The sequence below is a fragment of the Amycolatopsis sp. NPDC004625 genome, assembly GCF_040609695.1.
In the GTDB taxonomy this organism is placed as follows: Bacteria; Actinomycetota; Actinomycetes; order Mycobacteriales; family Pseudonocardiaceae; genus Amycolatopsis.
The window spans coordinates 327421-354413 of sequence record NZ_JBEXKX010000002.1; the positions used below are offsets into that span (position 1 = coordinate 327421).

At 70.2% G+C, this 26993-nt stretch carries 26 protein-coding genes and 1 pseudogene; 9 read left to right on the forward strand and 18 right to left on the reverse strand.

Annotated elements, in window-relative coordinates; all coding sequences use genetic code 11:
* Positions 1-226: 226 nt before the first annotated feature.
* From sigK to ABZW17_RS03470, 4 genes are all read left to right on the forward strand, one after another.
* Positions 227-820, forward strand: a complete 594-nt coding sequence (sigK, locus tag ABZW17_RS03455) for an ECF RNA polymerase sigma factor SigK (RefSeq protein ID WP_354809207.1) — start codon at positions 227-229, stop codon at positions 818-820.
* Positions 817-1536, forward strand: coding sequence for an anti-sigma factor (locus ABZW17_RS03460; protein WP_354809209.1), 720 nt, complete (start codon positions 817-819; stop codon positions 1534-1536). Before sigK ends, ABZW17_RS03460 begins: the two co-directional genes overlap by 4 nt.
* Positions 1537-1705: 169 nt before the next feature.
* A complete protein-coding gene (locus ABZW17_RS03465) occupies positions 1706-1969 on the forward strand; it encodes a hypothetical protein (RefSeq protein WP_354809211.1) in 264 nt (87 codons plus the stop codon).
* A gap of 403 nt (positions 1970-2372) precedes the next feature.
* Positions 2373-2795 carry an ATP-binding protein gene (locus tag ABZW17_RS03470; protein WP_354809213.1) on the forward strand — a complete coding sequence of 141 codons (423 nt, stop codon included), beginning with the start codon at positions 2373-2375 and terminating at the stop codon, positions 2793-2795.
* Here ABZW17_RS03470 and ABZW17_RS03475 read toward each other — a convergent pair.
* Complete coding sequence (locus tag ABZW17_RS03475; RefSeq protein ID WP_354809215.1) at positions 2777-3031, reverse strand: hypothetical protein; 255 nt, start codon at positions 3029-3031, stop codon at positions 2777-2779. The two genes, ABZW17_RS03470 and ABZW17_RS03475, sit on opposite strands and share 19 nt — an antisense overlap.
* Before the next feature lie 798 nt (positions 3032-3829).
* Here ABZW17_RS03475 and ABZW17_RS03480 point away from each other — a divergent pair.
* Entirely contained in the window at positions 3830-5089 is a 1260-nt protein-coding gene (locus ABZW17_RS03480) for an MFS transporter (RefSeq protein ID WP_354809308.1), read from the forward strand.
* A gap of 553 nt (positions 5090-5642) precedes the next feature.
* Here ABZW17_RS03480 and ABZW17_RS03485 read toward each other — a convergent pair.
* The 4 genes from ABZW17_RS03485 to ABZW17_RS03500 are packed head-to-tail and all read right to left on the reverse strand — an operon-like array spanning position 5643 to position 10647.
* Positions 5643-6644, reverse strand: a complete 1002-nt coding sequence (locus ABZW17_RS03485) for an NlpC/P60 family protein (RefSeq protein WP_354809310.1) — start codon at positions 6642-6644, stop codon at positions 5643-5645.
* 7 nt (positions 6645-6651) lie between these two features.
* Positions 6652-7134, reverse strand: coding sequence for a poly-gamma-glutamate biosynthesis protein PgsC/CapC (locus tag ABZW17_RS03490; RefSeq protein WP_354809217.1), 483 nt, complete (start codon positions 7132-7134; stop codon positions 6652-6654).
* Positions 7134-8312, reverse strand: a complete 1179-nt coding sequence (pgsB, locus tag ABZW17_RS03495) for a poly-gamma-glutamate synthase PgsB (RefSeq protein ID WP_354809219.1) — start codon at positions 8310-8312, stop codon at positions 7134-7136. Before pgsB ends, ABZW17_RS03490 begins: the two co-directional genes overlap by 1 nt.
* Before the next feature lies 1 nt (position 8313).
* Positions 8314-10647, reverse strand: coding sequence for a HAMP domain-containing protein (locus tag ABZW17_RS03500; protein ID WP_354809221.1), 2334 nt, complete (start codon positions 10645-10647; stop codon positions 8314-8316).
* A 231-nt stretch (positions 10648-10878) separates the two neighbouring features.
* Between ABZW17_RS03500 and ABZW17_RS03505 the strand changes: the two genes are divergently transcribed.
* Positions 10879-11745 carry a hypothetical protein gene (locus ABZW17_RS03505; protein ID WP_354809223.1) on the forward strand — a complete coding sequence of 289 codons (867 nt, stop codon included), beginning with the start codon at positions 10879-10881 and terminating at the stop codon, positions 11743-11745.
* Positions 11746-11795: 50 nt separating this feature from the next.
* On the opposite strand, the gene ABZW17_RS03510 is transcribed toward ABZW17_RS03505, so the two are convergent.
* From ABZW17_RS03510 to ABZW17_RS03520, 3 genes are all read right to left on the reverse strand, one after another.
* A complete protein-coding gene (locus ABZW17_RS03510; RefSeq protein WP_354809225.1) occupies positions 11796-13376 on the reverse strand; it encodes an ATP-binding protein in 1581 nt (526 codons plus the stop codon).
* Entirely contained in the window at positions 13373-14059 is a 687-nt protein-coding gene (locus ABZW17_RS03515; protein WP_354809227.1) for a response regulator transcription factor, read from the reverse strand. The genes ABZW17_RS03510 and ABZW17_RS03515 overlap by 4 nt, the downstream gene beginning before the upstream one ends.
* Positions 14060-14177: 118 nt before the next feature.
* Positions 14178-15164 (reverse strand): LLM class flavin-dependent oxidoreductase, encoded by a 987-nt coding sequence (locus ABZW17_RS03520; RefSeq protein ID WP_354809228.1) that lies wholly within the window; start codon positions 15162-15164, stop codon positions 14178-14180.
* Positions 15165-15294: 130 nt separating this feature from the next.
* Here ABZW17_RS03520 and ABZW17_RS03525 point away from each other — a divergent pair, with 130 nt between their 5' ends.
* Positions 15295-17253 (forward strand): acetoacetate--CoA ligase, encoded by a 1959-nt coding sequence (locus ABZW17_RS03525; protein WP_354809230.1) that lies wholly within the window; start codon positions 15295-15297, stop codon positions 17251-17253.
* Positions 17254-17418: 165 nt separating this feature from the next.
* On the opposite strand, the gene ABZW17_RS03530 is transcribed toward ABZW17_RS03525, so the two are convergent.
* On the reverse strand, positions 17419-17904 hold the full coding sequence (locus ABZW17_RS03530; RefSeq protein ID WP_354809233.1) for a MarR family transcriptional regulator: 486 nt from the start codon (positions 17902-17904) through the stop codon (positions 17419-17421).
* A gap of 387 nt (positions 17905-18291) precedes the next feature.
* On the opposite strand from ABZW17_RS03530, the gene ABZW17_RS03535 reads away from it, so the two are divergent.
* Positions 18292-18624, forward strand: a complete 333-nt coding sequence (locus ABZW17_RS03535; RefSeq protein WP_354809235.1) for a hypothetical protein — start codon at positions 18292-18294, stop codon at positions 18622-18624.
* Positions 18625-18647: 23 nt separating this feature from the next.
* Here ABZW17_RS03535 and ABZW17_RS03540 read toward each other — a convergent pair whose 3' ends face one another.
* The 9 genes and pseudogenes from ABZW17_RS03540 to ABZW17_RS03580 all read right to left on the reverse strand — a co-directional run bounded on the left by ABZW17_RS03540 (position 18648) and on the right by ABZW17_RS03580 (position 25476).
* The gene (locus tag ABZW17_RS03540; RefSeq protein ID WP_354809237.1) at positions 18648-21335 is read right to left on the reverse strand and encodes a SpoIIE family protein phosphatase; all 2688 of its coding nucleotides are present in this window, start codon (positions 21333-21335) and stop codon (positions 18648-18650) included.
* 120 nt (positions 21336-21455) lie between these two features.
* Entirely contained in the window at positions 21456-21677 is a 222-nt protein-coding gene (locus ABZW17_RS03545) for a hypothetical protein (protein ID WP_354809239.1), read from the reverse strand.
* 330 nt (positions 21678-22007) lie between these two features.
* Positions 22008-22367, reverse strand: coding sequence for a hypothetical protein (locus ABZW17_RS03550; RefSeq protein WP_354809241.1), 360 nt, complete (start codon positions 22365-22367; stop codon positions 22008-22010).
* Between the two features lie 306 nt (positions 22368-22673).
* A complete protein-coding gene (locus ABZW17_RS03555; protein WP_354809243.1) occupies positions 22674-23159 on the reverse strand; it encodes a hypothetical protein in 486 nt (161 codons plus the stop codon).
* Positions 23160-23574: 415 nt separating this feature from the next.
* A pseudogene (locus tag ABZW17_RS03560) lies at positions 23575-23724 on the reverse strand (hypothetical protein); the annotation flags it as partial.
* On the reverse strand, positions 23699-23977 hold the full coding sequence (locus ABZW17_RS03565; RefSeq protein ID WP_354809245.1) for a hypothetical protein: 279 nt from the start codon (positions 23975-23977) through the stop codon (positions 23699-23701). The gene ABZW17_RS03565 and the pseudogene ABZW17_RS03560, both read right to left, overlap by 26 nt.
* A 215-nt stretch (positions 23978-24192) precedes the next feature.
* A complete protein-coding gene (locus ABZW17_RS03570) occupies positions 24193-24411 on the reverse strand; it encodes a hypothetical protein (RefSeq protein WP_354809246.1) in 219 nt (72 codons plus the stop codon).
* Positions 24408-24824 carry a hypothetical protein gene (locus tag ABZW17_RS03575; RefSeq protein WP_354809248.1) on the reverse strand — a complete coding sequence of 139 codons (417 nt, stop codon included), beginning with the start codon at positions 24822-24824 and terminating at the stop codon, positions 24408-24410. Before ABZW17_RS03575 ends, ABZW17_RS03570 begins: the two co-directional genes overlap by 4 nt.
* 160 nt (positions 24825-24984) lie before the next feature.
* Positions 24985-25476: a helix-turn-helix domain-containing protein gene (locus tag ABZW17_RS03580; protein WP_354809250.1), complete on the reverse strand. Its 492-nt coding sequence runs from the start codon at positions 25474-25476 to the stop codon at positions 24985-24987.
* 196 nt (positions 25477-25672) lie between these two features.
* Here ABZW17_RS03580 and ABZW17_RS03585 point away from each other — a divergent pair, with 196 nt between their 5' ends.
* Positions 25673-26986: an EAL domain-containing protein gene (locus tag ABZW17_RS03585; RefSeq protein ID WP_354809252.1), complete on the forward strand. Its 1314-nt coding sequence runs from the start codon at positions 25673-25675 to the stop codon at positions 26984-26986.
* The last annotated feature ends 7 nt before the right edge of the window (positions 26987-26993 follow it).

A 26993-nucleotide genomic window follows, 5' to 3' on the forward strand; every position in this document is an offset into this window, starting at 1 on the left:
AGGCTGTGCGGCCGACGTATTGGTCGTGCTGGTCCCGTCCCGCCGGACCGGGTGAACGAACGGTCGCAGATCCATTGTGGACAGCGGACGCCCGCTGCTCCGCGCGGGTGACCGGCTGGGTTTCTCGTCACACCACCAATCCGCGCGGGGCGGCCGGGACGAACTGGTCGTGACACGCCGCCGACCGCGGCACGTGACTCGGCGCCCGCCGGGAAAGACAGGTGCCATGACCGCTCACGCCGTCGCGCTCCGCACCGTCACCGGTCCGGAGCCGCAGACCACACCGGAGCAGCTGCTCGCCCGCGCCGCGCTCGGGAACGAACAGGCCTTCGCCGCGCTCTACGACCACCTGGCCGGGCCGATCTTCGGCACCGTGTTCCAGGTGCTGCGCTCCCGGGCGTACGCGGAAGAGGTCACCCAGGAGGTCCTGCTCGAGATCTGGCGCAAGGCCGCGACCTTCGACGCCACCCGCGGACGCGTGCAGACCTGGGCGCTGACCATCGCACACCGGCGCGCGATCGACCGGGTCCGGTCCGAGCAGGCCGCGCTCGACCGGGCCGAGCGAGCCGACCGGCTGGACCTGCGTCGCCCCTACGACGACGTCACCGAGACGACGCTGGACCAGCTCGACCGAGCACAGGTCCGCGCCGCGCTGGCCGTGCTGACCGACCTGCAGCGCGAGTCGATCCTGCTCGCCTACTTCCAGGGCTACACCACCCGGGAGGTTTCCGAAAAGCTCGGTGTCGCGATCGGCACCGTCAAGACCCGCATGCGGGACGGACTCATCCGCCTGCGCGACGCGCTGGGAGTGCACCGATGACCACCGCCGACGCCCACCTCCTCGCCGGCGCGTACGCCCTCGATGCGGTCGACGACCTCGAACGTGCCGCGTTCACCCGGCACCTGGGCGAGTGCCCGTCGTGCGCCGAGGAGGTCGCCGGTTTCCGTGAGACCGCGGCCCTGCTGGGCGCCGCGGTCGCTGTCGGCCTGGGCGAGGGCTTCCGCCGGCGGGTGCTCGCCGAGATCTCCCAAACGCGTCAGCAGCCGCCCCGCGTCCCCGGCGCGGCGGCCGTTCCGGCGCGACGCGCCCGGTGGCGCACGCGGGCAGTGATCGGGGTGGCATCGGTCGCCGCCGTGGCGGCGGTGCTCGTCGGCGGGATCAGCATCGGGCTGGACCAGGCGGTTCCCGGTCGTCCGGTGCCGGTGGCCGAGGGCGGCGCGGTGGCAGCCGCGCCCGACGCCACCACCGTGCGCGCGGCCGTGGCCGGTGGCGGCTCGGTCACGGCCACTGCTTCCCGGCAATGGGGCAGGGTCCTGGTCGCGGCGCAGACACTGCCGCGGCTGGACGCGGGCCACGCCTACGAGGTGTGGCTGACCGGCCCGGGTGGGCCACGGTCGGCCGGGTTGATCGGCTCCGATGGCATTGTCGAGGTGGCCCTCCCCGCCGCCACCGACGGTGTCGCGGTGACCGTCGAGCCCGCCACGGGATCCTTGCAGCCGACCACACCATCGGTCGCGAGCCTCACCGTCAGCTGATTCAGCGCGAAGACCAGGGCGCCTCGGTGACCGGGCCTTCGCTGCGTTGTCATCCACAGGCGTGGTCGGGCGTCTCCACCTGTCCACCGGGCCTGACACCTCCGAACTCCTGATGATCCAGTTGGCATCCGGATCGTCTCCGATGACCGGGTGAGGAAAGGAGAACACCGTGAGCACATTCCGCCGTCGCCGGCTCGTGACCGCCGCGGCACTCGGCTTCCTGCTCGCCGCCCCCGGCGCGGCATCCGCCTCGCCCGCACCCGCCCCGGCGGTCGCGCAACCCTCCGACGAAGGCCACGGACACAATCACCATCACCGTGGCCCGGGCTTGCACCTCAGTCTCGCGCTGGGGTTGCAGATCACTGGCCACGACAGCTGGCACGACAGCGACTGCGGCGGTCTCCTGGGTGGCGGCCTGGTGCTCGGCAGCTGACCTTACCGATACGACGAAAGCGGGGCGCCGGATTCTTCCGGTGCCCTGCTCCGCTGCGTCTCGCGAACCGCCAGACGGACGAACCCGTGCCTGCTGCGCCTGCCGACGGGGCATGCATCAGCGCATCGCCGGCCGTGGCCGGCACCGCCGATCGATCGAACTCGGCCTCGCCAGAGTGCGCCTGACTTACGGTCCCCGGGCGAATCAACGCAGGGCGCTCAAGGCGCGGCTCAGGTCTCTTCAGCGTAGGTGGAAATCGACGTTGCTCCGCCCACCCCTGCAACCGTCGGCTGGGCGAACTGGCTCACGGCGCCATTACCGGGCATGTCCCCTGATCGGACGCCCATCCACCGCCGAGGCGGGTGACGAACATGAATCAAGCGGAGTGGAAGGAACAGACGGCGTGAATATCAACGATGGCCGGAGGGATCTGGAGCGAGCAGGCTGGGTCGCGGATGTGACGGTCGAGCTCGGCGGTCGGCCCGATCTGCGGGAAGTGCGGGCGACGATGGTCAAGGCGTTGCTGCCGGACGCTCAGCCCAACGACCGTTTCGGTGCCGTACTGCTGGTGGCTGATGAGTTGGTCGGCAACGCCTATCGTCACGCGACGACACCGCAGTCGTTGCGGGTCGGTCGCGCCTCGTCGACCGTGCTGATCGAGGTCAGCGACGGCGACCCGATCGCCGGCGCGGTTCAGATCAGGACGTTGAAGTACGGCCTGCGCCTGGTCGGCCAGTTGTCGCTGGACTGGGGTGTCCGCACCGATTCGCTCGGCAAGGTCGTGTGGGCGCTGGTCCCCCTTGACATCTACCCTGCCGAACCATGAGCGGCCCGTGGGGTGTGTTGGTTCACCCGGGCGCGGCCTGGCAGGAGGGCTGCGGCACGCCCGGGTGCTTGGAAGAGGTTCGCGATGCGGGTGTAGCCGACGTCGTCGGGGTGGACCCAATCGTCGGCCAGGCCGCCGCGGATCGGACTCAGCGCCGGGCCGCGCAGGTCGGCGACGTGCACACGGTTATCGGCGGCGATCAGCGCGTTGATCGCCGTTGCGTCACGGCAGGACATCCTCGGACGGACCGTGTCTGTCCTACACCGACGTGCACGGAACACGCACCGTCACCGGCTACGACTTAGCTGGACGAGTCAGGCAGGAAACCAGCACCCCGCCCAACGTCGGTGATGCTCCACAGACCGCGATCGCCACCCACGACGACATGCCGCACCCGTGTCAGCGGCCAATCGGAGCTCGCCGACTCGGTCGCCGGTTTGTGGTGACCTGCTCTGCCCATCGATTAGCTCAGTCGCCCTGGTGCCGGCCATCCAGACCCGCCTGATGGACGTCTCTTGGCCCCAACCAGTCACTGGCCGCCGCGCTTCATCGCTTCGCGCTGAACATCGCCGATGCCCGAGTCCATGGCTCGTCTCCTGCCCTGATCACCGCGCCGCCGCAGCGTGGGGAGTGCCCACCGGCGGTAGTTCCCTGGATGCGTCACCCTGGGTGGGAGCGGACGGCCCGGGTTGACGCATTCAGACTGTCATCTGTTCCGCACACGGGAAGCCGCCGAATGGACCAGAATTTCGCCGAGCTTCTCGAAAACCGAGAAATCGCATTCCTGGAATCATGTCCGATCAGCAGCTAACTCGATCTAAACTATGGAGTGAGCTGGCCGTGGCGGCGCGCGAGCTTGACCGCGGGTGGGCAACGACGTCACGATAAAGCCGAACGTAAGGTGCTACTGAGTTCGGGCCCTTACGCCGTCACAGTAGTCGGTAGTGTCGGCCAATGGCGAGTAAGTGCGTGCAACCACGACGGCTTACTCGTGGTTCTTCGTGCATCCTGCACCTGATTTGCTGGAGTCTGTCATGATCGGGCCAGAGGCAGCCACGTCTGAAGACGCCGCCAGGCCGGCACGGCGGGACCGCAACGTGATGTGTTGGCTGGCCGGGTTGAGTAGTACTCACGTAGGCAACAGCGTGTACTTCTTCGCCCTGGGCTGGTCTGCCCAGAAGGCCGGCGGCCCGATCGAGGTCGCAATGTTGATGACGGCAGGATTGCTGCCTCGCGTCTTGTTGATGCTTGTGGGCGGAGTAGTGGCCGACTTAGTCGATCCTCGTCGACTGGTTCTCGCCAGTGACGGGCTGCGTTGTGTTCTCGTCTTGGTGCTCGCTGCCGACTACATGTGGTCAGCACCGGTCTGGTGGATCCTGGTCACTGTGGCGGTCGGCTTCGGTGTCGTGGACGCGGTGTACGTACCTGCTCTCGGAGCCTTGGCGCCGCGCATCACCAGCCCCGACCAGCTGGCCCGGGTTGCCGGCCTGCGGTCAGTGTCCATGCGTCTGGCGCAGATCTGTGGTCCACTGTCCGGTGGCGCGGCCATGGGGTTGGGTGGACCTGGGGTCGCCTTCACCCTCGCCAGTCTGCTTTTCGCGCTGTCTCTGCCTTTCCTCTTCGCAACGCAATTGCGGGCTGGCGAAACCGACGGCGCTTCCGGTCAATCGCTACTGAGCTTGCGCGCATCCGTCGAGGACATGCTCGACGGCCTGCGCTACATTCGCCGCCACCGTCTCATCGGCAGGCTCATCGTCACCAGTGCTGTCGGCGAATTCGGCCTTGCCAGCATTCTCAATGTCGGTTGGGTTTTCCTTGATGTCGAACGCGGCTGGGGCCCATCCGGCTACGGTTGGATGGGCGGCAGCTTCAGTGCCGCAGCGGCGCTCAGTGCCTCATTGCTGGCCGTCGCCGGTCGGGTTCCGTGCCCGGGCATCCTGCTTTCTGTCGCAATGCTGGCAGGTTGCGCAGGGGCGGCAGCTATCACGCTGGCTTCTACCCTGCGGCTCGCCATGGTGATGGCGGCGGTTATGGGGCTCGCCGCAGGGGTCTTCGGCACCGTGGACAACGTCCTTCTGCAGGTCGTGACAGATCGGGCTTACCTTGGCCGAGTCACCTCCTTCGCCATGCTCGCCGTGGTCGGTCTCGCTCCACTCGGCTACCCGATTGTCGGCACCGCCATCGAAGTCTGGGGGCCGGCTCCGACCATCGCCGCCTTCAGCGGCTTCATGGGTGGCGGTGCTGTCATCGCCTTCCTTTCGCGCGCCGTACGGCGCGCCGAATTGCCGCGATAGCCGCAGCGCGTACCAGGTGGGCGTGCTGTTATGCTGTGAAGGGGCCAGATCAGGAAGAGCATCGGACCGTTTCCATCACGGTGATACACGGCCATCAACTGAAAAGGGGGCTCTTCCGTGACGCAACGCTCACCTATCGGAAATGGAGCTTCCTGCTTGTTCGGGCGCTGCCAATCATCCGTTCGTTGATTTCATGTATACATTATGTAATCTTCACTCGTACGGGTCTTGCGGCACGGTACCCCGCCGGCCTTCTCCGAACTGGCAAAACTGCCGTTGCGGCGCTGACGCTGGTTTCGTTGTACGGGCACGGATGCCGCTGGCAGCGAGCAGTTTCGTGGTGACTTATCCTGATCGTGGTAGCGTTTTCGAGACGACGTCGGCACAAGTTCGTGCATGGTGACGAGGTGATGGTCCGAGCTTGGCGGGCGCGCCGGCGGACGTCCCGTTGGAAGACCCGAGTTGTAGGCTGTCCGACGGCTCCGACAACGACCTGTTTTGCTGAGCCCTCGCGTGATCACAGAGGGCTTCTCTCGTCTGCGGGCTGGCCCGCTCACAGCCGTTTGGCTGCGCGGAAGGCCTTCGCGTATGTCCCGGACCCGTCGATCAGCGACACCCCGCCGGCGTCCCCGAACGTCGGCCCGTTCGCGACCTTCCGGCTGGACAGCACCCGGTGGTGCCCGTCGCTGTCGATGCCCAGGTAGATGCCCGTGTGCGACACTTGCGTCCCCAGCTGTGGCTCCAGGTTGAAGAACAGCAGGTCACCTGGTTGGAGCTTGCTGAATTCCGTCACCTGCGTCTTCTGGTCGTGAACGATCTCGGTGCCTGGCCCGAGCTCCGAGATCGCCCACGCCCGGCGCGGCAGGCCCGGACCCTTGGTGTTCGTTCCCAGCATCGGGTAGCCCGCTCGGTAGCCGTACACCATCCGGACGAACCCGGAACAGTCGAGGGATCGCGCGCGGGCCGGCTCCGCCGCCTCGTGGACGCCGCCCGGGAAGTCCCAGCCGATGCCCAGGTAGTCGTAGAAGTCCGACTTCTCCAGCCGCCCCTCGGCGCTGTCCGGGCCGAAGTTGGCGTCCCCGGCGATCCGCAGTTTCTTGGCGGTCTGGTCGGCCGCGCCGTCGGTGTACTGCAGGGCAATCGCGAGGATGTCCGGGTCCGTGTCACCGACCGCCTTCGGCAGCCAGTCGGTGAACCACTTCTCCTTTTCCGAGCCTGCGTTCCACGCCTGCGGCGCAAGCCGGATCCAGGCCGTCGAGGTGATGCTGACCTCGGTGAACTTGGGCTCGGTGAAGGTGCGCGAGCGGCCCGTCAGCATCGCCGTGCGAGAGCCGTCGGTGAAGGACGCGAGCTGCGCGCCCGCCGCGTCGCGGACCACCGTGCGGGCCGGGTTCTCCAGCCGTTCGTAGGTGTACCCACCGGTGACCGCCGCGCCCGAGGGCGCCGCCGAGATCGCCGTGATGTCCGGCCGGTCCTGCGTGGCGACGTAGACCGCGGCCGTGCCGGACACCCCGATGACCGCGGCCAGCACGCCGATCCGGACCGCTTTGCGCATCGTCACCTCACACCGTCGGGACCAGCCCGATCAGCACGCCGCTGATCAGGACCGCGTAGCTGGCCAGGCTCACCCCGCCGGTCGCCAGCATCGTGGCCACCGGCTTCTGCCGCACCAGCTGGTAGGCGACCAGCCCCGGCACGACGAACCCGAGCGTCTGGTGCACGAACAGCAGCGGGAAGTCGGCCTGCAGGACGATCAGCAACGTCGTCTGCAGCACGACGCCGAGCAGCACGACGGCCGCGAACAGCCGCTTGCCGTACAGGATCACCATGCGCTGCAGCAGCTTCGTGCCGCCGAACGTCAGCGCGGTCATCAGCACGATGATCGCCGCGCGGCGGTAGTCCTCGACCATGGTCAGCGCGATCCAGCCGGGCGTGATCATGCCGCCGGGCGACAGGTTCGTAGTGAGGTAGCAGACCAGCGACAGCAGCAGGCCGATGGCCAGGCCGACGGTGGCGACCTCGGGGGCGAGGGACGTGGTGAGCATCAGGCGACCGGTTCCAGTTTGGCGAGTTCCTCGATGAGCAGTTCCCCCTGGCCGTGGATGTTGCCGATCGCGATCAGCGACGCTTGCCGGCCGACACCGGCGACGATCCCGCGCAGCAGGTCCCGCGGCGACCGCGAACCACCCAGGTCGACGACCCGGTCGTGCCACTCACCCGGGATCGCGGCGCGGGCGCTGCGCGTCGGTTCGCCGATCAGCACCACGCGTTCCGGCGCGATCTTCGGGATGAGCGCACCCATCTGGCCGTTGCGCTCGACGCGGTCGGGACGGCAATTGATGATGACGTGCAGCGGGTCGGTGATCGCGCCCTGGCGGCGCAGCTGATCGATGTTCATCAACGTCGATTCGGGGTCGTTCGCGGCGAAGACGTTGGCGAAGCGCAGGAGACGGCGGCCGGCGCGGTACTGGTGGACCTGCAGCACGCCCGGGTCCGGCGGCGCGGCCCACATGCCTTCGAGGGCCAGCTGCCGGTTGACGTCGAGCAGGTCGGCCACGGCCAGCGCGATGGCGACGTTCTCCTTGAACGTGATCCAGCTAAAGCGGCGCATCTCCGCGTCGGTGACCGACTCGGGATCGACGGCGATCAGCTCGCAGTCCCGCTTGTCGGCCTCTTCCTGCAGGATGTGCAGCCGGTCCTGCTCCGCGGTCAGGCAGATCCCGCCGACCGGCATCGACCGGGACAGCGAGCGGGCGACGTCGTCGAGGGTCGGTCCCATCTCGGCGAGGTGGTCCTCACGGACGTTGCACAGCACGCCGATGGTGGAGCGGATCAGCTTGCTCTGGTTGATCTCCTGCAGGTCCGGCATGACCGCCATGCATTCGATGACCAGCGCGTCCGGCCGGTAGGCGGCGGCGCGGCGGACGATGCCGATCTGCTCGACGACGTTGGCGATGCCGAACTTGCGGTAGACCGGCTCTTCGCTGCCGTCGGGGTGGATGAACCGCGCCGCGGTACCGGTGGTCTTGGCCGTCGTGACGAGCCCGCCGCCGCGCAGGGCACCCGCGCAGAGCCGGGTGATGGACGACTTGCCGCGGATGCCGTTGACCAGCACGCGCGTCGGGATGCTGTGCAGGTGCTTGTAGTGCTGCCGCTGTTCGGCGATCCCGGCGGCCAGCATCGCCGCCGACGCTGTGAGCAGCACGACGTAGAGGAACGTCACGTCAGACCCCGGCCCCGTCAAGCCAGTTCAGGTAGTCGCTCTTGGCCTGCTCTTCCGGGGTACGGGCGGGCAGCCTCGACGGCGCCGGCGGCCGGGCCGGGCTCGGCGGCTGCGGCTCGGTCTCCGGGGCCGGTTCCGGATCGTCGACGATCTTCTGGAGCAACTCGGTCTCGTCGGTCGCCGCGCCGGCCGGACGGCGGACCTCGCCGAGCCGGTTGCGCCCGTCGGTGAGGGCCTGGCGGCAGATCTCGACGCAGGAGGCGATGGTGCCGATCTCGTCCTGGCGCTGCGGGTAGACGACCGCGCCGGTGTCGCCGCCCGCGATCCGCCGCGCCTCGTCGCCGACCCGTCGCAGCGGCCGCACGACGACCAGCAGGTGCCAGGCGAACAGCATCAGCGCGACGACGGCGGTGAGCAGCGCGGCGACCCGTGCGCCCGAGCGCACGGTGTTGTCCGCGACCCCGAGCGAACCGATCGGCTGCTCGGCGACGACGACCCACTTCAGCGTCGCGGCGGAGCCCTTCTCGGCCAGGCGCTGAGCCGCGACCATCGAGGACGGCGTCGTCTCGCGGGCGTCCTTGCCGGTCTGTGCGGCGTCGACGTTCTTGATCAGAGTCGCGTCGGACAGCGGCGAGAACGCGAGGTAGCCCTCGGTGTCGGCGATGGTGCGCTTGCCCTCGTCGACGACCCGGACGCGGCCGCCCGCGGAGCCGAGCAGCTCGGCCATGCGCGGTACGTCGTATTCGCCGACCAGGACGTTCTTCGACTCCGGCAGCGGTGTGAACGCGTAGACGATCGGGACACGCCCGCTGGTGTTGTGCTGGCGCAGGCCCGCGCCGTCGGGCAGCTTCCCGGGCTCGCGCAGCGACTCGCGCCCGGCCAGCAGCCGGACGGCGCCCTCGGCGTCGGTGACGTAGACGCTGCGGAACCGGCTTTCGGTGCCGGCGAGCCGGTCGAGCATGCCGCGCAGCTGCTCCGGCTCCTTGCCCTTGCCGAGCCGGGCGACGGACTGCAGGTCGGTGAGGCCTTCGGCGAGGCTGCGGCGCAGGGTGTCGGCCGAGCGCGTGACGTGCACGCCGTGCTCGCTGAGCAGGGTCGGGGACACCGCGGCGTGCTGCCGGCCGAGCGTCGCGGCGACCGCACCCGACCAGCCGAGCAGGGCCACCGCGACCGCCGCGACGACGAGTTGCGCGGAGAGGAACGGACGGACCTGCGGCGCGGCCTTGCGGCGGCGCAGCTTCGAGCGCGACCGCTCCAGGGCCGCCGTCACGCGGTTGACCTCACGGATGCGCGACTGCCGGACGGGCTTGCCGAGCACCCCGGCGGCGACGGCAAGGGCGTCGGAGCGGGCCCGGCGGATCGGCGCGACGACCGTGCGCCGCAGCAGGACGAACCCCCCGACGGCCAGCGCGAGCAGCGCGGCGGCGGGGATCAGGCCCGGCCAGCGGACCGGCACGGCCTCGACCGGGAACCGGCTGAACGCCACCACGGACAGGCCGAGGCTGCCGCCGATGCCGGCGGGCGAGACCGGGGCGTAGGAGACGACCGAGGCCCGCCGGCTTCCCTTCTCGGCGACGGCCGCGCCGGTCAGCACGCCGGTCTGCCCGGCGGCGGCGGCCGTGGCGGCGCGGGTGAGCAGCTCCTGGGCCGGGGTGTCGGTCGCGGCGACGTCGGAGCCGTGCGTGTACAGCACCGCGCCGTCCGCGGTGACCAGGCGGACCTGCTGCTGGGTGTCCTTGTCGAGGTCACCGGTGGTGGTGCGCAGGGCGGCCGAGACGACGAGGAGCTTGCCGGTGCGGGCACCGGTGAGCGGGAGCGCGGTCAGCACGAGCGGGGTGTCGCCGGGGCGGGCGACCGGGCGGACGGTGAGGTTCGCCACGGCGACCCCGCGCAGCGTCTCCACCGGCACCGGCTCACCGCGGGTGGCCAGGACCTTCTGTGCAGCGGGTTCGTACACGGCGATCCCGCGCCAGTCTTCGTACGTCTCACTCAACCGGGTGAGCAAGGCGGTGTCGTCCTCGGTGTCGAGCACCCCGGAGCCGGACGCGACCCGCAGGTCGCCGGCGGCGGACGTCGCCGAGGTGGCGACGCTCTGCGCGAGACCGGCGGTGCCACGCTGCTGGCCCGCGGTCACCTCGTCGGGGACGCGGCCGGCGCCGTCGTTCGCGCGGATCAGCGACAGCGGGCCTGCGGTGGACAGGTACAGAGCGGTGAAGGCGGCGATGAGAAGCAGCAGGGCGAAGGTGGTTGCGGAGGCGACCCCGGCGCCGCGGGGGAACCCCGCTTCCGGAATCTGCGCGCGCAATCGCGCCGTGCGAATTTCGTGCTGGTTCAAGAGGGTCTCCCCAGGCCCTTCCCGTCACGCGGTCCCGGAGGACCGCCGGCCACCGCGGCCTCTAGCGAAATACCTACCCGTTCGGGTTACGTGAAGGTATCAATGCTGCCTTCGGTGACGTTACAACCGCCCCATTGGGCGACAAATGGCGACTAAGGCTAACCAACGAGTGGCATCAGTACACTTCGGGCGGTGATGAGCCGACCGCGGATGTTGCTCAGCGTGGCCGGTGTGGCCGTCGCACTGGCCTTGGCCCTCACCCTGGTGCTGACCCTGGGTGACGACGCGCCGTCCAAACCCGCCCCGGCGGCCGGGGTGGATTCCCTGGTGACCCAGTTCACCGCGACGCTGTCCGCAGACCAGGAGTACCGCTCACCGAAAGCCGACGAACGTCGGACGGCGGCGGCCGGGTTCGCGGCGGTCCTGGACCGCCGGAGCTCGGCCGACCTGCAGCAGCTCGGGTTCTCGGTGCACGACGGCGTCGACCCGGCGACCGGGCGGCCGTACACGATTGCCGTCAACGAACCCGGCACCGAACGGGCGTGGGGGATGTACGTGATCGACCGGTCGGCCCCGCCGTCGCTGGCCGTCGAGGTGCCGCACCCGGCGTTCGACCTGCGGACGGAGCTGTTCGGTATCGATCTGTTCCGCCGCACGCCCGGCGCGGTGCTGCTGGTGGCGGGCGCACACCGCAAGGCCGACGACAGCAAGGCGGACGTCGCCCACGAAGAGGACTCGGTGTTCCACGTCGTGGCGTCCGCGCTGGCCGGACGCGGATTGACCCAGGTCCAGCTGCACGGCTTCCACGACGAAAACCTGGCGTCGACGGACATCGTGCTGTCGTCCGGAGCTTCGGTGGCCGGCGACGCGGCCCGCCGCACAGCGACGCGCTTGACGGCGGACGGGTTCGCGGTGTGCCGTGCGTGGGAGGAACGCTGCGGCGCCCTCGAAGGAACGAAGAACGTCCAAGGCAAACTGGCGGTGGCGGACGACACGGTGTTCCTGCACGTGGAGATGAGCCGGACGGTGCGGGAATCACCGGAACGGCGCGCGGCTGTCGTACGCGCGCTGGGCGAGGCCGACCTGCAGAGGCCGTAGTCCGGAACCGGTTGACGGCAGGTGCGACCGGTGGAGCGGGTGACGGAGGTTCACCGCGGCAGCGTCACCTCGACCGCGGTGCCTTCGCCGGTGACGCTGGTGACTCTGAGCTGTCCGCCCATCGCCTCGGTGAGTCCCTTGGCCAGCGGGAGGCCCAGCCCGACGCCCTGGTCGGTGTCGACGCCGAGCCGGTCGAACGGGGTGAACAGCCGCGTCAGGTGCTCGGGCCCGATGCCTCGGCCGTTGTCGGCGACGGTCACGACGACCGCGGGGCCGGTCAGGCGGGTGGTGACCTCGACGGCGCCGCCAGGATGGTTGTACCGGACCGCGTTGCCCGCCAGATTGAGCAGGACCTGCTTGAGCCGTCGCTCGTCGCAGCGCACCACGGCCGCCTCGCCGGTGCCGGTCAGGTGGACGTTCTCGGCGTCGGCGAGTGGTTCCAGCAGGTGCAGGACGTTGGTGACCACCGCCGTGACGTCGACGTCGGCCGGGTGCAGGGGCAGCGACCGGGCCTCGATCCGGGCGACGTCCAGGACGTCGTCCACCATCGCCAGGATGTGGCCGGCGGCGGTGGTGATGTGCTCCAGGGCGGCCTTGCGCCGGTCCGGGGCCAGGTCGAGCGAGCCGAGCAGCTCGGTGAACCCGGTGATGGCCTGCAGCGGGGTGCGCAGCTCGTGGCCGAGCGCGGCGACGAAGTCGGTTTTCGCGCGGCTGGCCCGTTCCGCGGCCTGCCGGGCCACTTCGGCTTCGTGGCGGCGCCGGCGTTCGCGCTCGGCCGCGCGGCGCTGCGTGACGTCGAGAACGTTGGCGATCAGCCGCACCGGGACGCCGTCCGGCCCGGCCACTGGCGACACCGAGACGACCAGGTCGAGGGTGCGGCCGTCGGGGCGGGCGAAGGTCGCTTCGTAGGGGGCTTCCGGCGGTCCGGCCGGCGTGAGCAGCTCGTCGAGACGAGTGCCGGTCAGCTCGTGCTCCGCGCGCCCGAGCAGGTCTCGCAGAGCGTCGTTGGTCCGGGTCACCGCGCCGTCGGGCTCGGTGATCGCCATGCCGATCACGTTGTCGTCGAACGCGCGGCGGAACCGCTCTTCGCTGTCGGCGAGCGCTCCGAACAGCGTGTCGTGGTCGATGGCCACCGAGGCGAGATGGGTGAGCCGGTCCACCAGCTCGCGCTCGCGCGGCGTCGGCTGGTGGGTGCGTTCGTGGTAGACGGCGAAGGTGCCGACGATGCCGGCCCGGCCGCGGATCGGCGTCGACCAGCAGGCCCGCAGCCGATGGGCGCCGGCGAGGTCGCGGAAGCGAACCCAGCGGGGGTCCGTGCTGACGTCCTCCGCGACGATCGCCACACCCAGGTAGGCGGCGGCGCCGCAGGACCCGGCGTCGCGGCCGATGACCAGCCCGTCGATGCCGGCGGAGTAGGCCGTCGGCAGGGACGGCGCCGCGCCGTGGCGCAACGTCGCCAGCTCCCGGTCGAGCAGCAGGATCGAGCAGCGACAGCCGGGCATGAGCCGTTCGAGCGTGATCGCGACCTCGGTGAGCACGTCGGCCAGCGGGGCTCCGCCGGCGATCCGTTCGAGGACGTCGGACTGGGCCCGCAGCAAGGCTTCGCTGTCGGTGCCGTGCGTGCTCGTCACGGCTCGAACCGGTAGCCGACGCCGCGGACAGTGCGCACGAGCCGTGGTCCGAGCTTCTGGCGCAGGCGGTGGACGTGTTCGGTGACGGTCGCTTCGCTCTGCCACTCCGCCGCGCTGGCCCAGACCCGGTCCAGCAGCTGGGCGCGGGTGAACACCCGGCGCGGGTGCGAGGCCAGGAACGCCAGCAGGTCGAACTCCTTGGCCGTCATGGTGACTTCGCGGCCGTCGGCGAAGACTTCGCGCGCGGCGTGGTCGATGCGCAGGCCGGCCGCGGCGACCGGCTCGGCCGGCGCCGCGCGACGCAGCACCGATCGCACCCGGGCGGCGAGTTCGCCGGGGGAAAACGGCTTCACCAGGTAGTCGTCGGCGCCGAGGTCGAGTCCGACGATCCGGTCGGTCTCGCCGCTGCGGCCGGACAGCACGATCACCGGCAACGCCGCGGCGCGTTCGCCGTGGCGCAGCCGGCGGAGTACGTCGAGGCCACCGATGCCGGGCAGGGCGAGGTCGAGGATGACGAGGTCGAGGTGTTCCCGGGCGATCGTCTCGAGGGCCCGGCGGCCGTCGGCGGCTTCGGTGACCCGGAATCCTTCGGCTTCCAGCTGCCAGGTCACGACCGTGCGGACGCGCGGGTCGTCGTCGACGACCAGTACCCGCCGCCCCGGCGACATCGCACTGGCTGTCATCGCGGCCCCTTCACCGGCGTCGGCTGCCGCACCGCAGCCGCCCTTCATGGTGCCTCACCTGCGGTGTTCTGACCAGATCGGCGCGCTTCACCGGGGTCGGCACCGGCCGGCCGCCGCGCTAGGCGGCGTCGACCTTCGGCATGATCTCCTCGGTCAGACGTTTGAGGTCGTCGAGGGTCTTGGCGGTCGGCACGTCCCGGAACGGCGGCCACAGCAGCGGCATCGTCATGCCGGCTTCCTTGTAGCGCTTCAAGATGTCCTCGATCTGCTGGGCACTGCCCGCCAGGAGGTTCGTCCCCTTGCCCTTCGGGGACTGGTCCATCGGCTCGTCCGTGATGACGAACCAGATCATCGAGCACATGTCGAACCCCTCGGGGAAGCCCCGGCCCAGTTCGCCCAGCTCCCGCTCCATCTCGCCTTTCCAGCGCCTGATGTCCTCGGGGGAGTCCTGGATGCCGATCCAGCCCTGCAAGCCGTACTTCGCGATGCGCTTGGCCGAGCGCTTCGGGTCCTTCAGTCCCGAGAAGTAGATCGGCGGCGGCTGCTGGATCGGCTTGTGCCCGAAGCCCGACAGCGGGAAGTCCGCGAACTCGCCGTGGTATTCGAACAGGTCGTTGGCCCAGATGCCCTGCATGATCTCGATCGTCTCGCGCACGTGGGCGTGCCGGCGGGGAAACAGGTGGGGGACGCCGGCGGCGGCGAACTCTTCGGGCATCCACCCCGATCCGATGCCGACGTTGAGCCGCCCGCCGGAGAGGTGGTCCTGGGTGGCGAGTTCCGCGGCAAGCACGCCGGGAGAGCGGTAGGGGGTGTCGATGATGCTCATGCCGATCCGGACCTTGGTCGTTTTCGCGGCGAGCCAGGGGATGAGCGTCATGCCCTGGAACCACTTGCCGCGCGAGATGACCGGCAGGGCGTTGGGGAGGTCGGTCATCATGCCGAACGGGTACTGCAGCTCCGCGCGGTCGGAGGTTTCCGGGACGACGATCCGGTCGAGCGTCCAGACGGAGTCGAAGTCGAGGTGCTCGGCGAGGGCGGTCAGGTCCTCCAGTTCCTTTACGGTCACCTCGTCGCGAAAGTTGGGCAGGTAGAGAGCGAGCTTCATGCGTCCGGCCTCCTCGAGACGTCATCGTCGAACGGAGCATGCGCCGATCGGCTCAACCCGGGCACATGCGAATCTCAATTCCCCGTCAACAACGCCGGGGAGGAGGGCGGACGGTCCTTATGTTTGCCCCATGGACGCGCTCTGGAGCCCCTCCGCGGACCGCATCGAGAACTCCGCGCTTCGCGCCTACCTGAACTGGCTGGAGGAGCTCGAGGGCCGGCCGTTTCCCGGACACGACGCGCTCTGGGCGTGGTCGGTCTCGGATCTGGACCGCTTCTGGACCTCCATCGTCGACTACTACCGGGTCGGTTTCACCAGCCCGTGGACGCGGGTGCGCACCGCCGACCCCATGCCGCACACGCGCTGGTTCCCCGGCGGGCGGCTGAACTGGGCGCAGCACGCCCTGCGCACCGCCGCCGACGACGCCGTCGCGCTGGTGTGCGTGCGGGAGGGCGGCCTGCCCGGACGGGAGCTCACCTTCGGCGCACTGCGCCGGTCGGTGGGCGCGGTGGCGGGCTGGCTGCGCCGGGCCGGAGTGCGTCCCGGCGACCGGGTCGGTGCGTACCTGCCCAACACCGAGCACGCGGTGATCGCCTGCCTCGCCGCCGCTGCCGTCGGCGCGGTGTGGGCGTGCTGCTCGACGGACTTCGGCGCCGACGGCACCATCGGGCGTCTCGCGCAACTGGAACCCACCGTGCTCATCGCGGCGGACGGCCACCACTGGAACGGGAAGGAGATCGACCGCGGCGACGTCGTCGCCCGGTTGCGCGAGAACCTCCCGACGCTGCGGCACTTCGTCCACGTCCCGTACGTTTTCGACCGGCCGCACCCCGGCGGCGCGATCCCGTGGGACGACCTGCTGGCCCGGGACGCGGCCCCGGAATTCGAGCAGGTCGAGTTCTCGCACCCGCTGTGGGTGCTGTTCACCTCGGGCACCACCGGGCTGCCCAAGGGCCTGGTGCACGGCCACGGCGGGATCACGCTGGAGGGGCTCAAGTGGTCCGGGCTGTACTGCGGGCTGCGCGCCGGCGAGCGGATGTTCGCCTACACCTCGACCGGGTGGGCGCTGTGGAACATGCAGCTGGGCGCCCTCACCCAGGGCGCGGGCATCACGCTCTACGAAGGCGCCCCCAACCACCCGGCGGGCACGATCTGGGAAGCCGCCGCCCGCACGCGGGCGGACGTCATGCTGCTCGGCGCCGCGGTCGTCACCGCCACGGCCGGCACCGGCGTCTCGCCCCGGCGGCAGCACGACCTGAGCCGGCTGCGGCACGTGCTGGTCAGCGGCTCGGCGCTGCCTCCGGCCGGCTACCACTGGGTGATGGAGCACGTCAGCCCGGACGTGCGGATCGACTCGACCAGCGGGGGCACCGACATCTCCGGCTCGTTCGTCGGCGCCAGCGAGTACGACCCGGTCCGGGTGGGCCGCATCGGCGGCCGGCTCGCCGGCGTCGACTGCGCGGCCTGGAACGATTCCGGCGAGCCGGTAGTCGACGAAGTCGGGGACCTCGTGATCACCCAGCCGATGCCGTCGATGCCGGTGTCGCTGTGGAACGACCCCGGCGCCGTCCGGTACACCGAGACCTACTTCGGCACCTGGCCGGGCACCTGGCGCCACGGCGACTGGGTGACGATGCACTCGGACGGCAGCGTCTCCATCCACGGCCGCTCGGACGCCACCCTCAACCGACAGGGCGTCCGCCTGGGCAGCGGCGACTTCTACGACGTGCTGGAGACCATGCCCGAGATCACCGAAACCCTGGTGGTCGGGCTCGACCTGCCCGAAGACGACTACTGGCTGGGGCTGTTCGTCGTTCCGGCACCCGGCCACGAACTCGACGAAGCTCTCGAGCGCAAGATCGTCACGACCCTGCGAACGCGCCTGAGTCCCCGGCACGTCCCGGACGAGATCATCGAAGCACCCGCCGTGCCCCACACCCTCAGCGGAAAGCGCCTCGAGGTCCCGGTGAAGAAGCTGCTGTCCGGCAAGGAGCTGGAGAAGGCCGCGAACCTCGCCTCCATCGACGACCCGGACACGCTGCGCTGGTACGCACGGTTCGCGGCGAACCGGCTGAAGCGGTCGACCTGAGGTGCGGACACCTGCGACTGGCGGCGCCACACTCACCCGCGTCGGCCAGGGGACCACGGATCCCGAAACGAGCGGCCGGAACGGCCGGCGCGCGACGGTTCCGGATTCGAGCGTGTGTGCGCAGTCCCGGCCTGCGAACCCGCCCGGTCGTCGCGACTGGTCTGCTCACCGGTCCGTGGCCCGTCCGGCGTCGGTCGACTCGGTGAGAGCCTCGGCGATCGCGGCGGGACGGGCGGCTCGTTCCTGCAGGGCCTGCGCGATCTTGGTCAGAGCGACGGTGAACTCGCGGATGTGTGCCGGTTCGGACTGCTGGACGGCGTTGTACACGTCGTCGCGGAAAACGGTGAACATCGCCTGGATCGCTGCACGTCCGGCCGGGGTGAGGGTCACCAGGACGCTGCGGCGGTCGGTCGGATGACGTTCGCGGCGGGTCAGTCCGGCACGTTCCAGGCGATCGAGGAGGGCCGTCACGCTCGCCGAGGCGATGCCCAGGCGTTTGACCAGCGCCGATGGTGGCAGGGGGCCTTGGTGCAGCAGTTCACCGAGGGTAGCGGCCTCGGGCACGCCCACGCCGAGGGCGGAAGCCATCGCCCGCCGGTAGACGTCGGTGGCGACGATCACTGCGCGCAGTTGCTCGGCGAGTCGTTCCATGGCAGCCACCCATATGATCAACCGGAAAGAATTTCGACAGACTAGATACTAGCTTGCCTAGCGGAGTGATGGCAGGCCCGAACCGATGTCCGGACCGAAACCCGATCCCCTCTTCGGGGGATTTCCGGCGGTGGGCCGAGTACTGCCCGCACCTCGTGCCAAGGGTCGTCGGGCGGTGGCATCGGTGATGCAGAATATTTGCCGAGACCGGAGTTTTTTGTCTTTCGAAAGACTCTGTTTGTGGCGCAAATGGACGGGACTTGTGCCCGGGGTTGTCGACATGTGAATATCCCAGGTCGATCGCCCTGATCGGGGAGAAAATTTCCAGCGGGCGCACATGGTCGACAGGTTTTTCTGTCAAAATTCTAGCTTTCTAAGATACCTTTGGTGAATCGGCTGATGTTGGGCAGGCAGCTGGCGGGCTGGATGGTTATCCTCGGTCAAAGCAAGTTTCGAGGAGATCTGCTGATGAATGACGCGCCGTTTCCGGAACCCGATACGCCGCAGCCGGAGGTTGTGGTCCTGCGCCGTGAGCGCAACCGCTGGCTTCGCCGGGAAGCGAATCTGGTAATGGCGCGACGCGGGGACGAGGCGATCGCGCGGGAGGCTCGTACCGCGCACCTTGTTCTCACATTCGCTCTCGCCGTTCTCGAACGTCGGCCGACGGCCGTCGGTTCATACGCTGACCTCGCCCAGCGGCCCGGCCATGATTCGCGTTGACCGGTCTTGAGGCCGATTCCGGCCTACTCCGCCGCAGCGCGCCGGAATGAGGGCGGTCGGAGCGGTTCGGTGCCGACCTCGGGGCCGGATGCCGGGACCTGGAGCAATCGGAGGCAGACCACGGCGATGTCGTCCCGTGCCGCCGAGCGGCCCACCAGCGTGTCGAGCAGTCCGTCGCAGAGCTCGTCCGGGCTGAGGTGTGCGTACCGGGTGGCTGCTGCGATCAGTCCGGCGAACGCTTCTTGCTGTGGCAGGCGGTTCTGCTCGATCAGCCCGTCGGTGTAGCAGAGCAGGGCGCTTCCAGGCAGGATGCTGATCTGCGCTTCGGTGCGTCCGGTGCCCGGCGGCAGGCAGAGCAGCGCCGTTCGAGCCTGATCGAGCAGGGCCACTGTGCCGTCAGGGGTGATCAGCAGCGGCGGCGGATGGCCGGCGTTCGCATAGCGCAGCCGGCCGCTGGCCGGGTCGAGCTCGGCCACCAGCGCCGAAGCGTGTTCGGCTCCCGCGGTGCGGGTGGCGACGAGATCCAGCCGGTCCAGCACGGCGGCCGGCCCGAGGTCGGCGAGGATGAGTGCGGTCGCCGTGCTGCGCATCTGCCCCATCGCGGCGGCGGCGGCCAGGCCGTGACCCACGACGTCTCCGATCGTCACCGTGATCGTCCCGTCCGGGCGGCTGACGAGGTCGTACCAGTCGCCGCCGATCGCCAGATGCTGCTCGCTGGGCTGGTATCGGGTCGCCGCGGCAAGGCCCGGCGGGGCGGTCACGTGCTGTGGTAGCTGGCTGGTCTGCAGGATCAACGCAATCGATCGTTCACGGTCGGCGCTGCGAGAGGAGTGCAGTACCAGCGCGGCGCGCGCGGCGACTTCTTCGACCAAGGCGAAGTCTTGTTCGGCAAAGCTCCGGCCGGAACCGGCGTGCCCGACAAGCAATGCGCCTTCGACGCTGCCGGCCGCGGTGAACGGCACACCGATGAGTGAGCATCGGCCCGAGCCGGACGGACCGGCGGCCGGCCGGAGCGGTTTTCCGGTTGCCATGACGGTCGTGAGCGCCGAGATTCCCCCGTCGGCGGTCTGCCAAGTGCCCGCGGCGGTGCGTGCGGCTTCGTCGCCGCGGGCGCACACGGCGACAGGGGAGTCGCTGCCGTCCTCACCGAAGAGGGCGACCGCGAAGTCCGCGAAGGTGGGAACGAGCGCGTCGACGAGCTTTCGCGCGCGTTCGGAGACCGTGCCGGAAGTACTGACCGCCGCGAGCACATCTCCGATCAGCCGCTGCCTCCGTTCCCCGTCTTCGGCGCGCCGGCGCAGGAGCTGCTCGGCTTCGTACAATTCGACACGCTGAACGGCCTGTGCGGCTTGCGCGGCCATCGTCAGTTGGACGGTGCGCTGCGCCGAGGACTGGATGTGGTCCTCACGGAAGTACAGGGCCAGGAAACCGAAGACCGCGTCCGATGTGCGCAATGGAAGGATCGCCGCGCTCGTCGCGGACAGGACGGTGCCGGGGAGCGCGTGGGCACCGGCGGGGAAACGTGGTGCGCCATCGCGAACCGTGGCGGCCTCCGGAATCGCGGCCGTGAGGGGCAGGATGATCGCCGCAGCCTGCTCGTCTCCACCCAGCGTCGTCCTGAGCGCGGTCCCGTTCACCAGGACCCCGATCGCCGCTCTGGCCGGAATACCGTGTTCGCCCTGCACGTCGAGGATCGCTCGGAGAATCCCGGGTACGTTCGTGGCGGCCCCGAGTCCTTCCGCCGTCGCCTGCAGCAGCCTGGCCCGCTCGTGGGCCTCGTGCTCGGCCTCCGCCACCGATTGCGCTTGACGTTGCCGTTCTTCGGCCGTTGCGGCACTGCGCATCGCGGCATCGCGCTCGGTGACCGTCACCGCCAGGACCAGCATCGTCAGCAGCACCACCGCCAGCAGCACCTGCAGGTGAACCAGCCCGGTTTGCGGGCCTGAAGCCCACGGGCCGTGCTTCGCGACGGTCGCGGTCGTGGCCACGAAGGCGATCACGACGCCACTTGCCGTTACTGCCTTCAGGCCGTAACGCAGGGCCACCCAGGCGAGAGCGACAACGCCGACGTAACCCGCCGCCGCAGCGTCCACCCAGAACACGAGCGCGGCGATACCGCCCATCGCCGCAGCGGACACCAGCGGCCCGATTCGGCCCCCATGCCGGCCCGCACCGGAGCTTTGTCCCCATGCCAGCAGCGTCGTGCCGATCACGAGGACGCCGAGGGCGTCGCCGAGCCACCACCGGCCCGCAACATTCCACCATCCGTCCCCCTGCTTGGTGGCCAGCACCACGGTGACCGCTCCGGTCAGCGCGCCCACGGCCGGAGCCGCGAGCACGGCTGCTGCCAGGAACCTGGTCAACCCGTACCAGGTGTCGATCCGGCCCGTGCCGAGCAGGAGCGCAGCCAGCATCGGTTCGGCGGTGTTCGCCACGGCGAATCCTGCGGCTGCGACGATTCCGAGCCCCTGTGCCAGGTCGACGATGATCTCGGCTGCCGCGATGCTCGCGCACACGAACGCCCGGGCACGCCGGGGAAGCAGGCAGAGCAGAGCCACGCTCAAACCGGCCGAAGGGAAGAAGCTCGGGCCCGATCCCGCAGCGTCGAGAACGCGGAACGCGACCAGAGAGCCTGCCGCGTACCCGCCGCCGGCCACCACGCACCACAGGACCGGCCTGCCCCGCCGTCGCCACGTGTCCCGTCTGCGCACCGCCAACACCTCTCCGCGCACCGGCGGCGCACCCGGACAACCCTGCAGGCCTGCGACGTCCGGAGCAACAGCGCGCAGCGAATCGAGATCTGTGCCTCCCGGGGGCCGCGGCCGGCCGGCTCAGTCCGGTATCTGATGGTGATGCTCGTCGCCGCCGTGCTGGTCGCCGCGCAGGGCCAGCGGACCCTCGGAGCACGCCGGATCGTCGGGAAGGTGGGAGAAGCAGGAAAGAGGAGCGAGCAGCGGGTGAACGGTGTCCCGGACCTGCCACGCGTCGTGGTGTCCGTCCGCGGCGATCGGATTCCAGCATCGCTCACAGAGCTTGACTTCACCCGAGTGCATGGTCTCGCCCTCCAGCCCGTGTTGCCGTGCCGCCGGCGGCCTAGGGGGCGAGACCGCCGGCGGCAGTTCCCTGGATGTCGTCCCGGCCGGGGCGGACGGTCCGGGCTGACCCAAGAAGGCTGACACCGGTGGCGTGGTCGTGGAGCCACCGAACGGAGCAGAATTTGCCGGAGCTTTTCGAGAACCGAGAAAAACGTATTGATAGTATCAAGTCGATGTAGTCGATACCGGGATTCGTGCGCCTTGACGGGCCGCCCTCGCCGCCTGCCCAGCCGCCTTATGCCAAGAAGGGGCTGGTTGACACACAGGCGTCGCGAGACCTGTTCGCGGTCAGGGCGGTGGGGTCGTTGAAGCCGGCGACAGGGATCCTGGTCGTCGATCAGGCGAACGCTCAGCCGCGGGCAGACCGCGAACCCCGGCGGCACGCTGCATTTCCAGATACCACCGCTGCTGGTGCATGTGGTCCACGACGACCAGGACACCGACGCCGGGGTGGTGGCAGAGCAGTTCCCGGGTCAGTCGTCCGTCGAAGTCGAGGTTGCTGCGCAACTGGACGACATCGGGCTGGGACGCGATGACCGCCCGAGCCGCTTCGGTCCCGCCGGCCACGGCCGTGCCCCGCGTGTCCGGCAGTTCCGCGACGATGGATCTCAGGCCCAGGCGCGAGAGCGGGTCCCGGTCGACGATCATCAAGTCGAGACGTCGAGGTGTCCTCGGCGTTCCGCCGAGGGTGGTCAACGCAGGGGGTCCGAGATCCACGTCAAGCGCACCGTCTGCGACGCGGGAGTGTCGATTCGGTGGATGCCACCAAGCTCGTCGACGATCGTCTGTAAGGCGGTGAAGGCTGCTGTGTCGTCGGCGGCCGGCGGCTCCCCTCCGGGTAGCTGACGGTGAGAGCGAGCTGCTGTTCTGTTGTGGTGCGTGTTGCGGTGTCGACCGATCGCGTGTAGCCGTGCCGGTCGGCGACGAGCAGGGCGACGGCGAGCCAGCGGCCGATCAGGCCGACTGTCGTGGCGGCAGCCCGCCCGGGAGTGGGTCGTGGACGGTGAACTGCTGGGCCCGTTCGAGGGGTTTGGTGACCGCCGTGCAGGTGTGGAGGAGGTGGGTGAGGAGCGGTCCGGTTTCGTCGTCGTCACCGCCGGCTGCGTCGCCGGAGCCGAGAGCGTCGATCACGTGGTCGCGGGTGGCGCTGATCGCTGTGCTGAGGGGAGCGAGCCGCGGCCAGTGCTCGGGCGGCAGCTGGGCGTGCAGTTCTTCGGTGGCGGCCTGTAGCGCGGAGAGGTCGTGTGCGGTGACTTCCTGCAGGACCGTCGTGAGCCGGTCGTAACTGTCGGTGTACTTGTTCACGATCCGGGCGGCGCTCGTGGTCGCGGCGGTGATCGCGCGCCAGGTCTGGGCGGCGTATTCGGCGAAGGACGCCAGGTCGGTGTCGGTGAACTGGTCCGCGCCCGCGAGGCGGCCGACGAGCAGGGTTCGTCCCACTCGCCGGTCTCGGCGTAGAGCGGCGCGACCATGCTCGGTCCGATGCCGGCCTTGCGGGCCGACTGGATCGTTCGCGAATCCGAGGCCGTGTCGGCGACCACGATGGCCTCGCCTGGGGCCGGCTCAAGGCCGACGCCGATCCCTCGAGGGGATCAGCCGTCCGGGCCATCCTGCGCCATCGCCAACCGCCGCGACGATCCGCAGCCAGCCCGGCTGGGGAACGCACAAGGTCAGCGCGGCGGAACCGGAACCAGCGCAGTCGTGCGCCCTGTCGACGAGCCGGCCAAAGACGCCGGTCAAGCCTGGGCTGTCGACTCCGGACGCGTCGAGCGTGGCTCCGGCGAGCTCGGTCAGCACTTCCGTGACGGTCGTGGCCGAACGGCTTCTCGATGATCAGGCGCGCGTCGTCGGCCAGGCCGGTGTCGCCGAGCATGCGCAGCATCGGGCCCATCGCCGCCGGCGGCACGGACAGGTAGAGCATCGTCCGGGCGTCCTCGCCCAGCTCCGCCCGCGCCGACCGCACCGCGGCGGCGAGGTCTTCACCGTCGTCGCTGTCGGACACCACGAACGAGAGGTGGCCGGCGAATTCGTCCCAGGTGGGCGGTGTCGACGTCGCCGAACTCCCGGACGTCCCGTCCGAGGGCGGCCCGGAATTCGCGGTCGCTCCCCGGCGATGTCCGTCCGGTGCCGATCACCCGGAAGCTGTCCGGCAGCCCGCCGTCCCGCCACATCTGGACGACGCCGGGGACGAGCAGGCGCTTGGCGAGGTCGCCGGTGGCGCCGAAGATCACCAGAACGTGCGGGGGGATCCCCGGCATGGTGCACCTCGTCGCTTCGGGGAATGGAGCTTCAGGTCGGGCAACGCCGTCTCGAGGCCTTCGGCGAGCGCCGGGTGGGTCCGGCACCCGTACGCGATCCGCGCCGGGCACGAGGAGGCCGTGGTGCCGCGTTGATCGAATGCCATGCGTCGGTCAGGGGTGTCGCACGGCGGAGGACAGGCTCGAATCCGGGCCGCGGTCCGGCGCGCACGCGGTCACCGCGCGAGGCGGACCCGGGCGATGATCCGGTCGACGAGGTCGGCGGCCGGCCAGGTGTTGGCGGCGGCGATGCGGTTCAGGCAGAGACGCAGCTTCTCGACCTCGGTCCGGAGCGCGTCACAGCGGGAACAGGCCGGGCGTCGGTCTTCGGGGAGGTCCCACGAACCGGCCGGGTCGTGGCCGCACCGGCCGTCGTCGTGCTCTTCGCCGGTCACGGCTTCAGGAAGGTGCTCAACGCGACTCGCGTCCGGTCCAGGTCGAGTCCGAACCCGGGCTCGGTCCGGGCAAGCAGTTCCGCCGTCCGCGCGGCGGGGAAGTTCAGGACGTCGTGCAGCAGCCAGCCGGTTCGTTCGGGGCTGCCGACGCGGCGCAGCGCGTCGTGCAGAGGGGACGTCGTGGCGCGGTCGAGACAGCGATCGACCGCGGCCGGGAGCAGTTCCGCGGTGCTCAGGGCTCGGTCCTTCCGGCACCACAGCTCGACGAAGAGGTCTTCGACGACGTCTTCGGCCTTCTCCGCGTCGCCCAGCAGGCAGGCCGCCAGCCGGAACACGGTGACGTGGTTGATCCGGACGAAGCGCTCGAACGCGATCAGCGACGTGCCGACCGCGTCGCGGTGGGTAGCGGTCAAGACGGGGGACGACACGGGTGACCTCCTGGCGGGCCTCGCTGCTGAAGCCCGGTACGGACGCGAGGTGCCCACGGGAATCGGATCGGAAACCCGGGCACGACGTGCGGTTCTCCCGGAGTCACCCCCGGACCGGCGCGCCCCCTCCGCGGAGGCCGATCCGTCAGGTCGCCGGGCCGGCGAGCGAGCGGATCCGGACCAGCAGGCCCGCGGTCGTCGTCCCGCACAGCTCCGCGAGCCGAGACAGGGCCTCCGGGTCCAGGTGCACCTCGTACGGGTCGTCCCGGCCGCCGCACTCGGCGAGCTTGCCTTCGGCCCAGCGGCGGAACGGCGCCAGTTCGTGGTGCGGGGCAACGGCGACGCGCCGCAGATCGACCCTGACGCCTTCGGACTCCGCGACGCCGAACGTGCCGAGGTAACGTCGTCCCACGCGGGCCAGCAGGGCCTCGGGGGCTTCGTTCAGCGCCGTGCACAGTTCGACGAGGCGGACGACCGAGCATTGGCGGGTGCCCAGTTCGTAGGTGGCGATCGCCTGCAGCGAAAGGTCGCTGTGCAGCCGGAGGTTGAGGTCGCGGCGCGTCAGCCCGCGTTCCTCGCGCAGCCTGCGCAGCTCTTCGCCGAGCATGCGCTGGTAGGCGCCGGCATCCAGCTGCACTGTCGCTCCTCTCCGGCGCGCGACCGCGGCGGCCATGCGCATCGATACCCTAGCCGCGCCCCTATCCTGGTTCCACGCCGAGCGACGGCCGGTGCGCGCGAGTGGCACGTCGGCGGGGCGACCCCGTAGATTGTGCCGGGCTTGGAGCCGGTGCGACGACACCGGCGAGAACGCACTGGACGAGGAGGCCGAACGGGTGCCCGACCGCTCCGCCGCGTCCGACCCTGTCACCGGTCTGCCCGGCCGCGGGTTCTTCGAAGCCGAGCTGGCGCGGCTGCTGTCCACCGGGAGCCCGGTCGCGGTGCTGCTGGTGGGCCTGGACGGATTCGACGTGGTGCGCGACGGGCTGGGGTTCGACGCGGCCGACGAGCTGCTCGCCGGTGTGGCCAGGACGCTCGGGGCGGTCCGCCGCGATCCGCACCAGGTCCTCGCCCTGCTGCCCGGTGACGTCTTCGCCCTCGCCCGGCCGGGGGCTCACAGCGCGGCGTCGGCGGGCGAGCTGGCCGACGCGGTGATCGCCGAACTGGGGCGGCCGTCCTATGTGGACGGTGTTGGAGTCGGCGTCAGCGCGAGTGTGGGGGTTTTCCTCGCCGACACGGGCCAGGCGCACCCGGCGGAGGCGATCCGGTCGGCCCAGGTCGCGCTGCGCCGGGCGAAAGAGCTCGGGCGGACCCGGTGGGTGCCGTTCGACCCGGTGGCCGGGTACGCGGACGCCGAGCGGTACCGGCTCGCCTGCGGCATCGCCGGCGCGCTGGAGTCGGGGGAGATGGCGGTCGTCTACCGGCCGCACGTCGTCCTTCCGGACGCCGCGATCGTCACCTCGCTCAACGCTGCCCTGCGCTGGCGCCACCCCGAACTCGGTGAGCTGCGGCCCGATGTGTTCTTCCCGCTCGCCGAGGCCACCGGCATGACCGTGGCGCTCGGGCGGCACCTGCTGGCGGAGACGATGCGCACGGCGGGGGAGTGGCAGGCCCGGTTCGGTGCCGACGCACCCACCTTGTGCCTGACCCTGCCGCGGCGGATGGCGATCGACGGCGACCTCGTGAACGTGGTCGGCCGGGAGCTCGACCGCAACGGCCTGGCGCACCGGCACCTCATGCTCTGCACGGACGGGCCGTCGCTGCTGGACGACCGCGGTGACCTGCTCTCGGCGCTCGGCGAGCTGGCGCGGGCCGGGGTCGTGTTCATCGTCAACATCACCGGACTGGCCGAGCTGGAGCTGCTGCCCACCCTCGAGGTGCCCGCTCCGGGGGTGATGCTCACCGGGGCGATGATCGACGCGCTGGAGGTCGACGACCCGCCGGAACAGGCCGTGCGCGCGATCCGGCAGGTCGTCGAGCGCGCCGAAGAGCTCGGCATCAAGGTCGGCGCCCGCGGCGTGCTCTCGGAGGCGCACGCCCGGTTGCTGTCCGGAATCGGGGTGGTCGTCGCTTCGGGACCGTACCTGCCCACGTACGCGACCGCCGCGGAAGCCGAGACGTGGGCCGGCCGGATCTTCCCGACAGCCTGACCGGACG

Coding starts and splice junctions, on each gene's coding strand:
- sigK (WP_354809207.1), top strand. CDS start 227: ATGACCGCTCACGCCGTCGCGCTCCGCACCGTCACCGGTCCGGAGCCG.
- ABZW17_RS03460 (WP_354809209.1), top strand. CDS start 817: ATGACCACCGCCGACGCCCACCTCCTCGCCGGCGCGTACGCCCTCGAT.
- ABZW17_RS03475 (WP_354809215.1), bottom strand. CDS start 3,031: ATGTCCTGCCGTGACGCAACGGCGATCAACGCGCTGATCGCCGCCGAT.
- ABZW17_RS03480 (WP_354809308.1), top strand. CDS start 3,830: ATGATCGGGCCAGAGGCAGCCACGTCTGAAGACGCCGCCAGGCCGGCA.
- ABZW17_RS03485 (WP_354809310.1), bottom strand. CDS start 6,644: ATGCGCAAAGCGGTCCGGATCGGCGTGCTGGCCGCGGTCATCGGGGTG.
- ABZW17_RS03490 (WP_354809217.1), bottom strand. CDS start 7,134: ATGCTCACCACGTCCCTCGCCCCCGAGGTCGCCACCGTCGGCCTGGCC.
- ABZW17_RS03515 (WP_354809227.1), bottom strand. CDS start 14,059: ATGACAGCCAGTGCGATGTCGCCGGGGCGGCGGGTACTGGTCGTCGAC.
- ABZW17_RS03520 (WP_354809228.1), bottom strand. CDS start 15,164: ATGAAGCTCGCTCTCTACCTGCCCAACTTTCGCGACGAGGTGACCGTA.
- ABZW17_RS03525 (WP_354809230.1), top strand. CDS start 15,295: ATGGACGCGCTCTGGAGCCCCTCCGCGGACCGCATCGAGAACTCCGCG.
- ABZW17_RS03530 (WP_354809233.1), bottom strand. CDS start 17,904: ATGGAACGACTCGCCGAGCAACTGCGCGCAGTGATCGTCGCCACCGAC.
- ABZW17_RS03545 (WP_354809239.1), bottom strand. CDS start 21,677: ATGCACTCGGGTGAAGTCAAGCTCTGTGAGCGATGCTGGAATCCGATC.
- ABZW17_RS03550 (WP_354809241.1), bottom strand. CDS start 22,367: ATGATCGTCGACCGGGACCCGCTCTCGCGCCTGGGCCTGAGATCCATC.
- ABZW17_RS03565 (WP_354809245.1), bottom strand. CDS start 23,977: ATGCCGGGGATCCCCCCGCACGTTCTGGTGATCTTCGGCGCCACCGGC.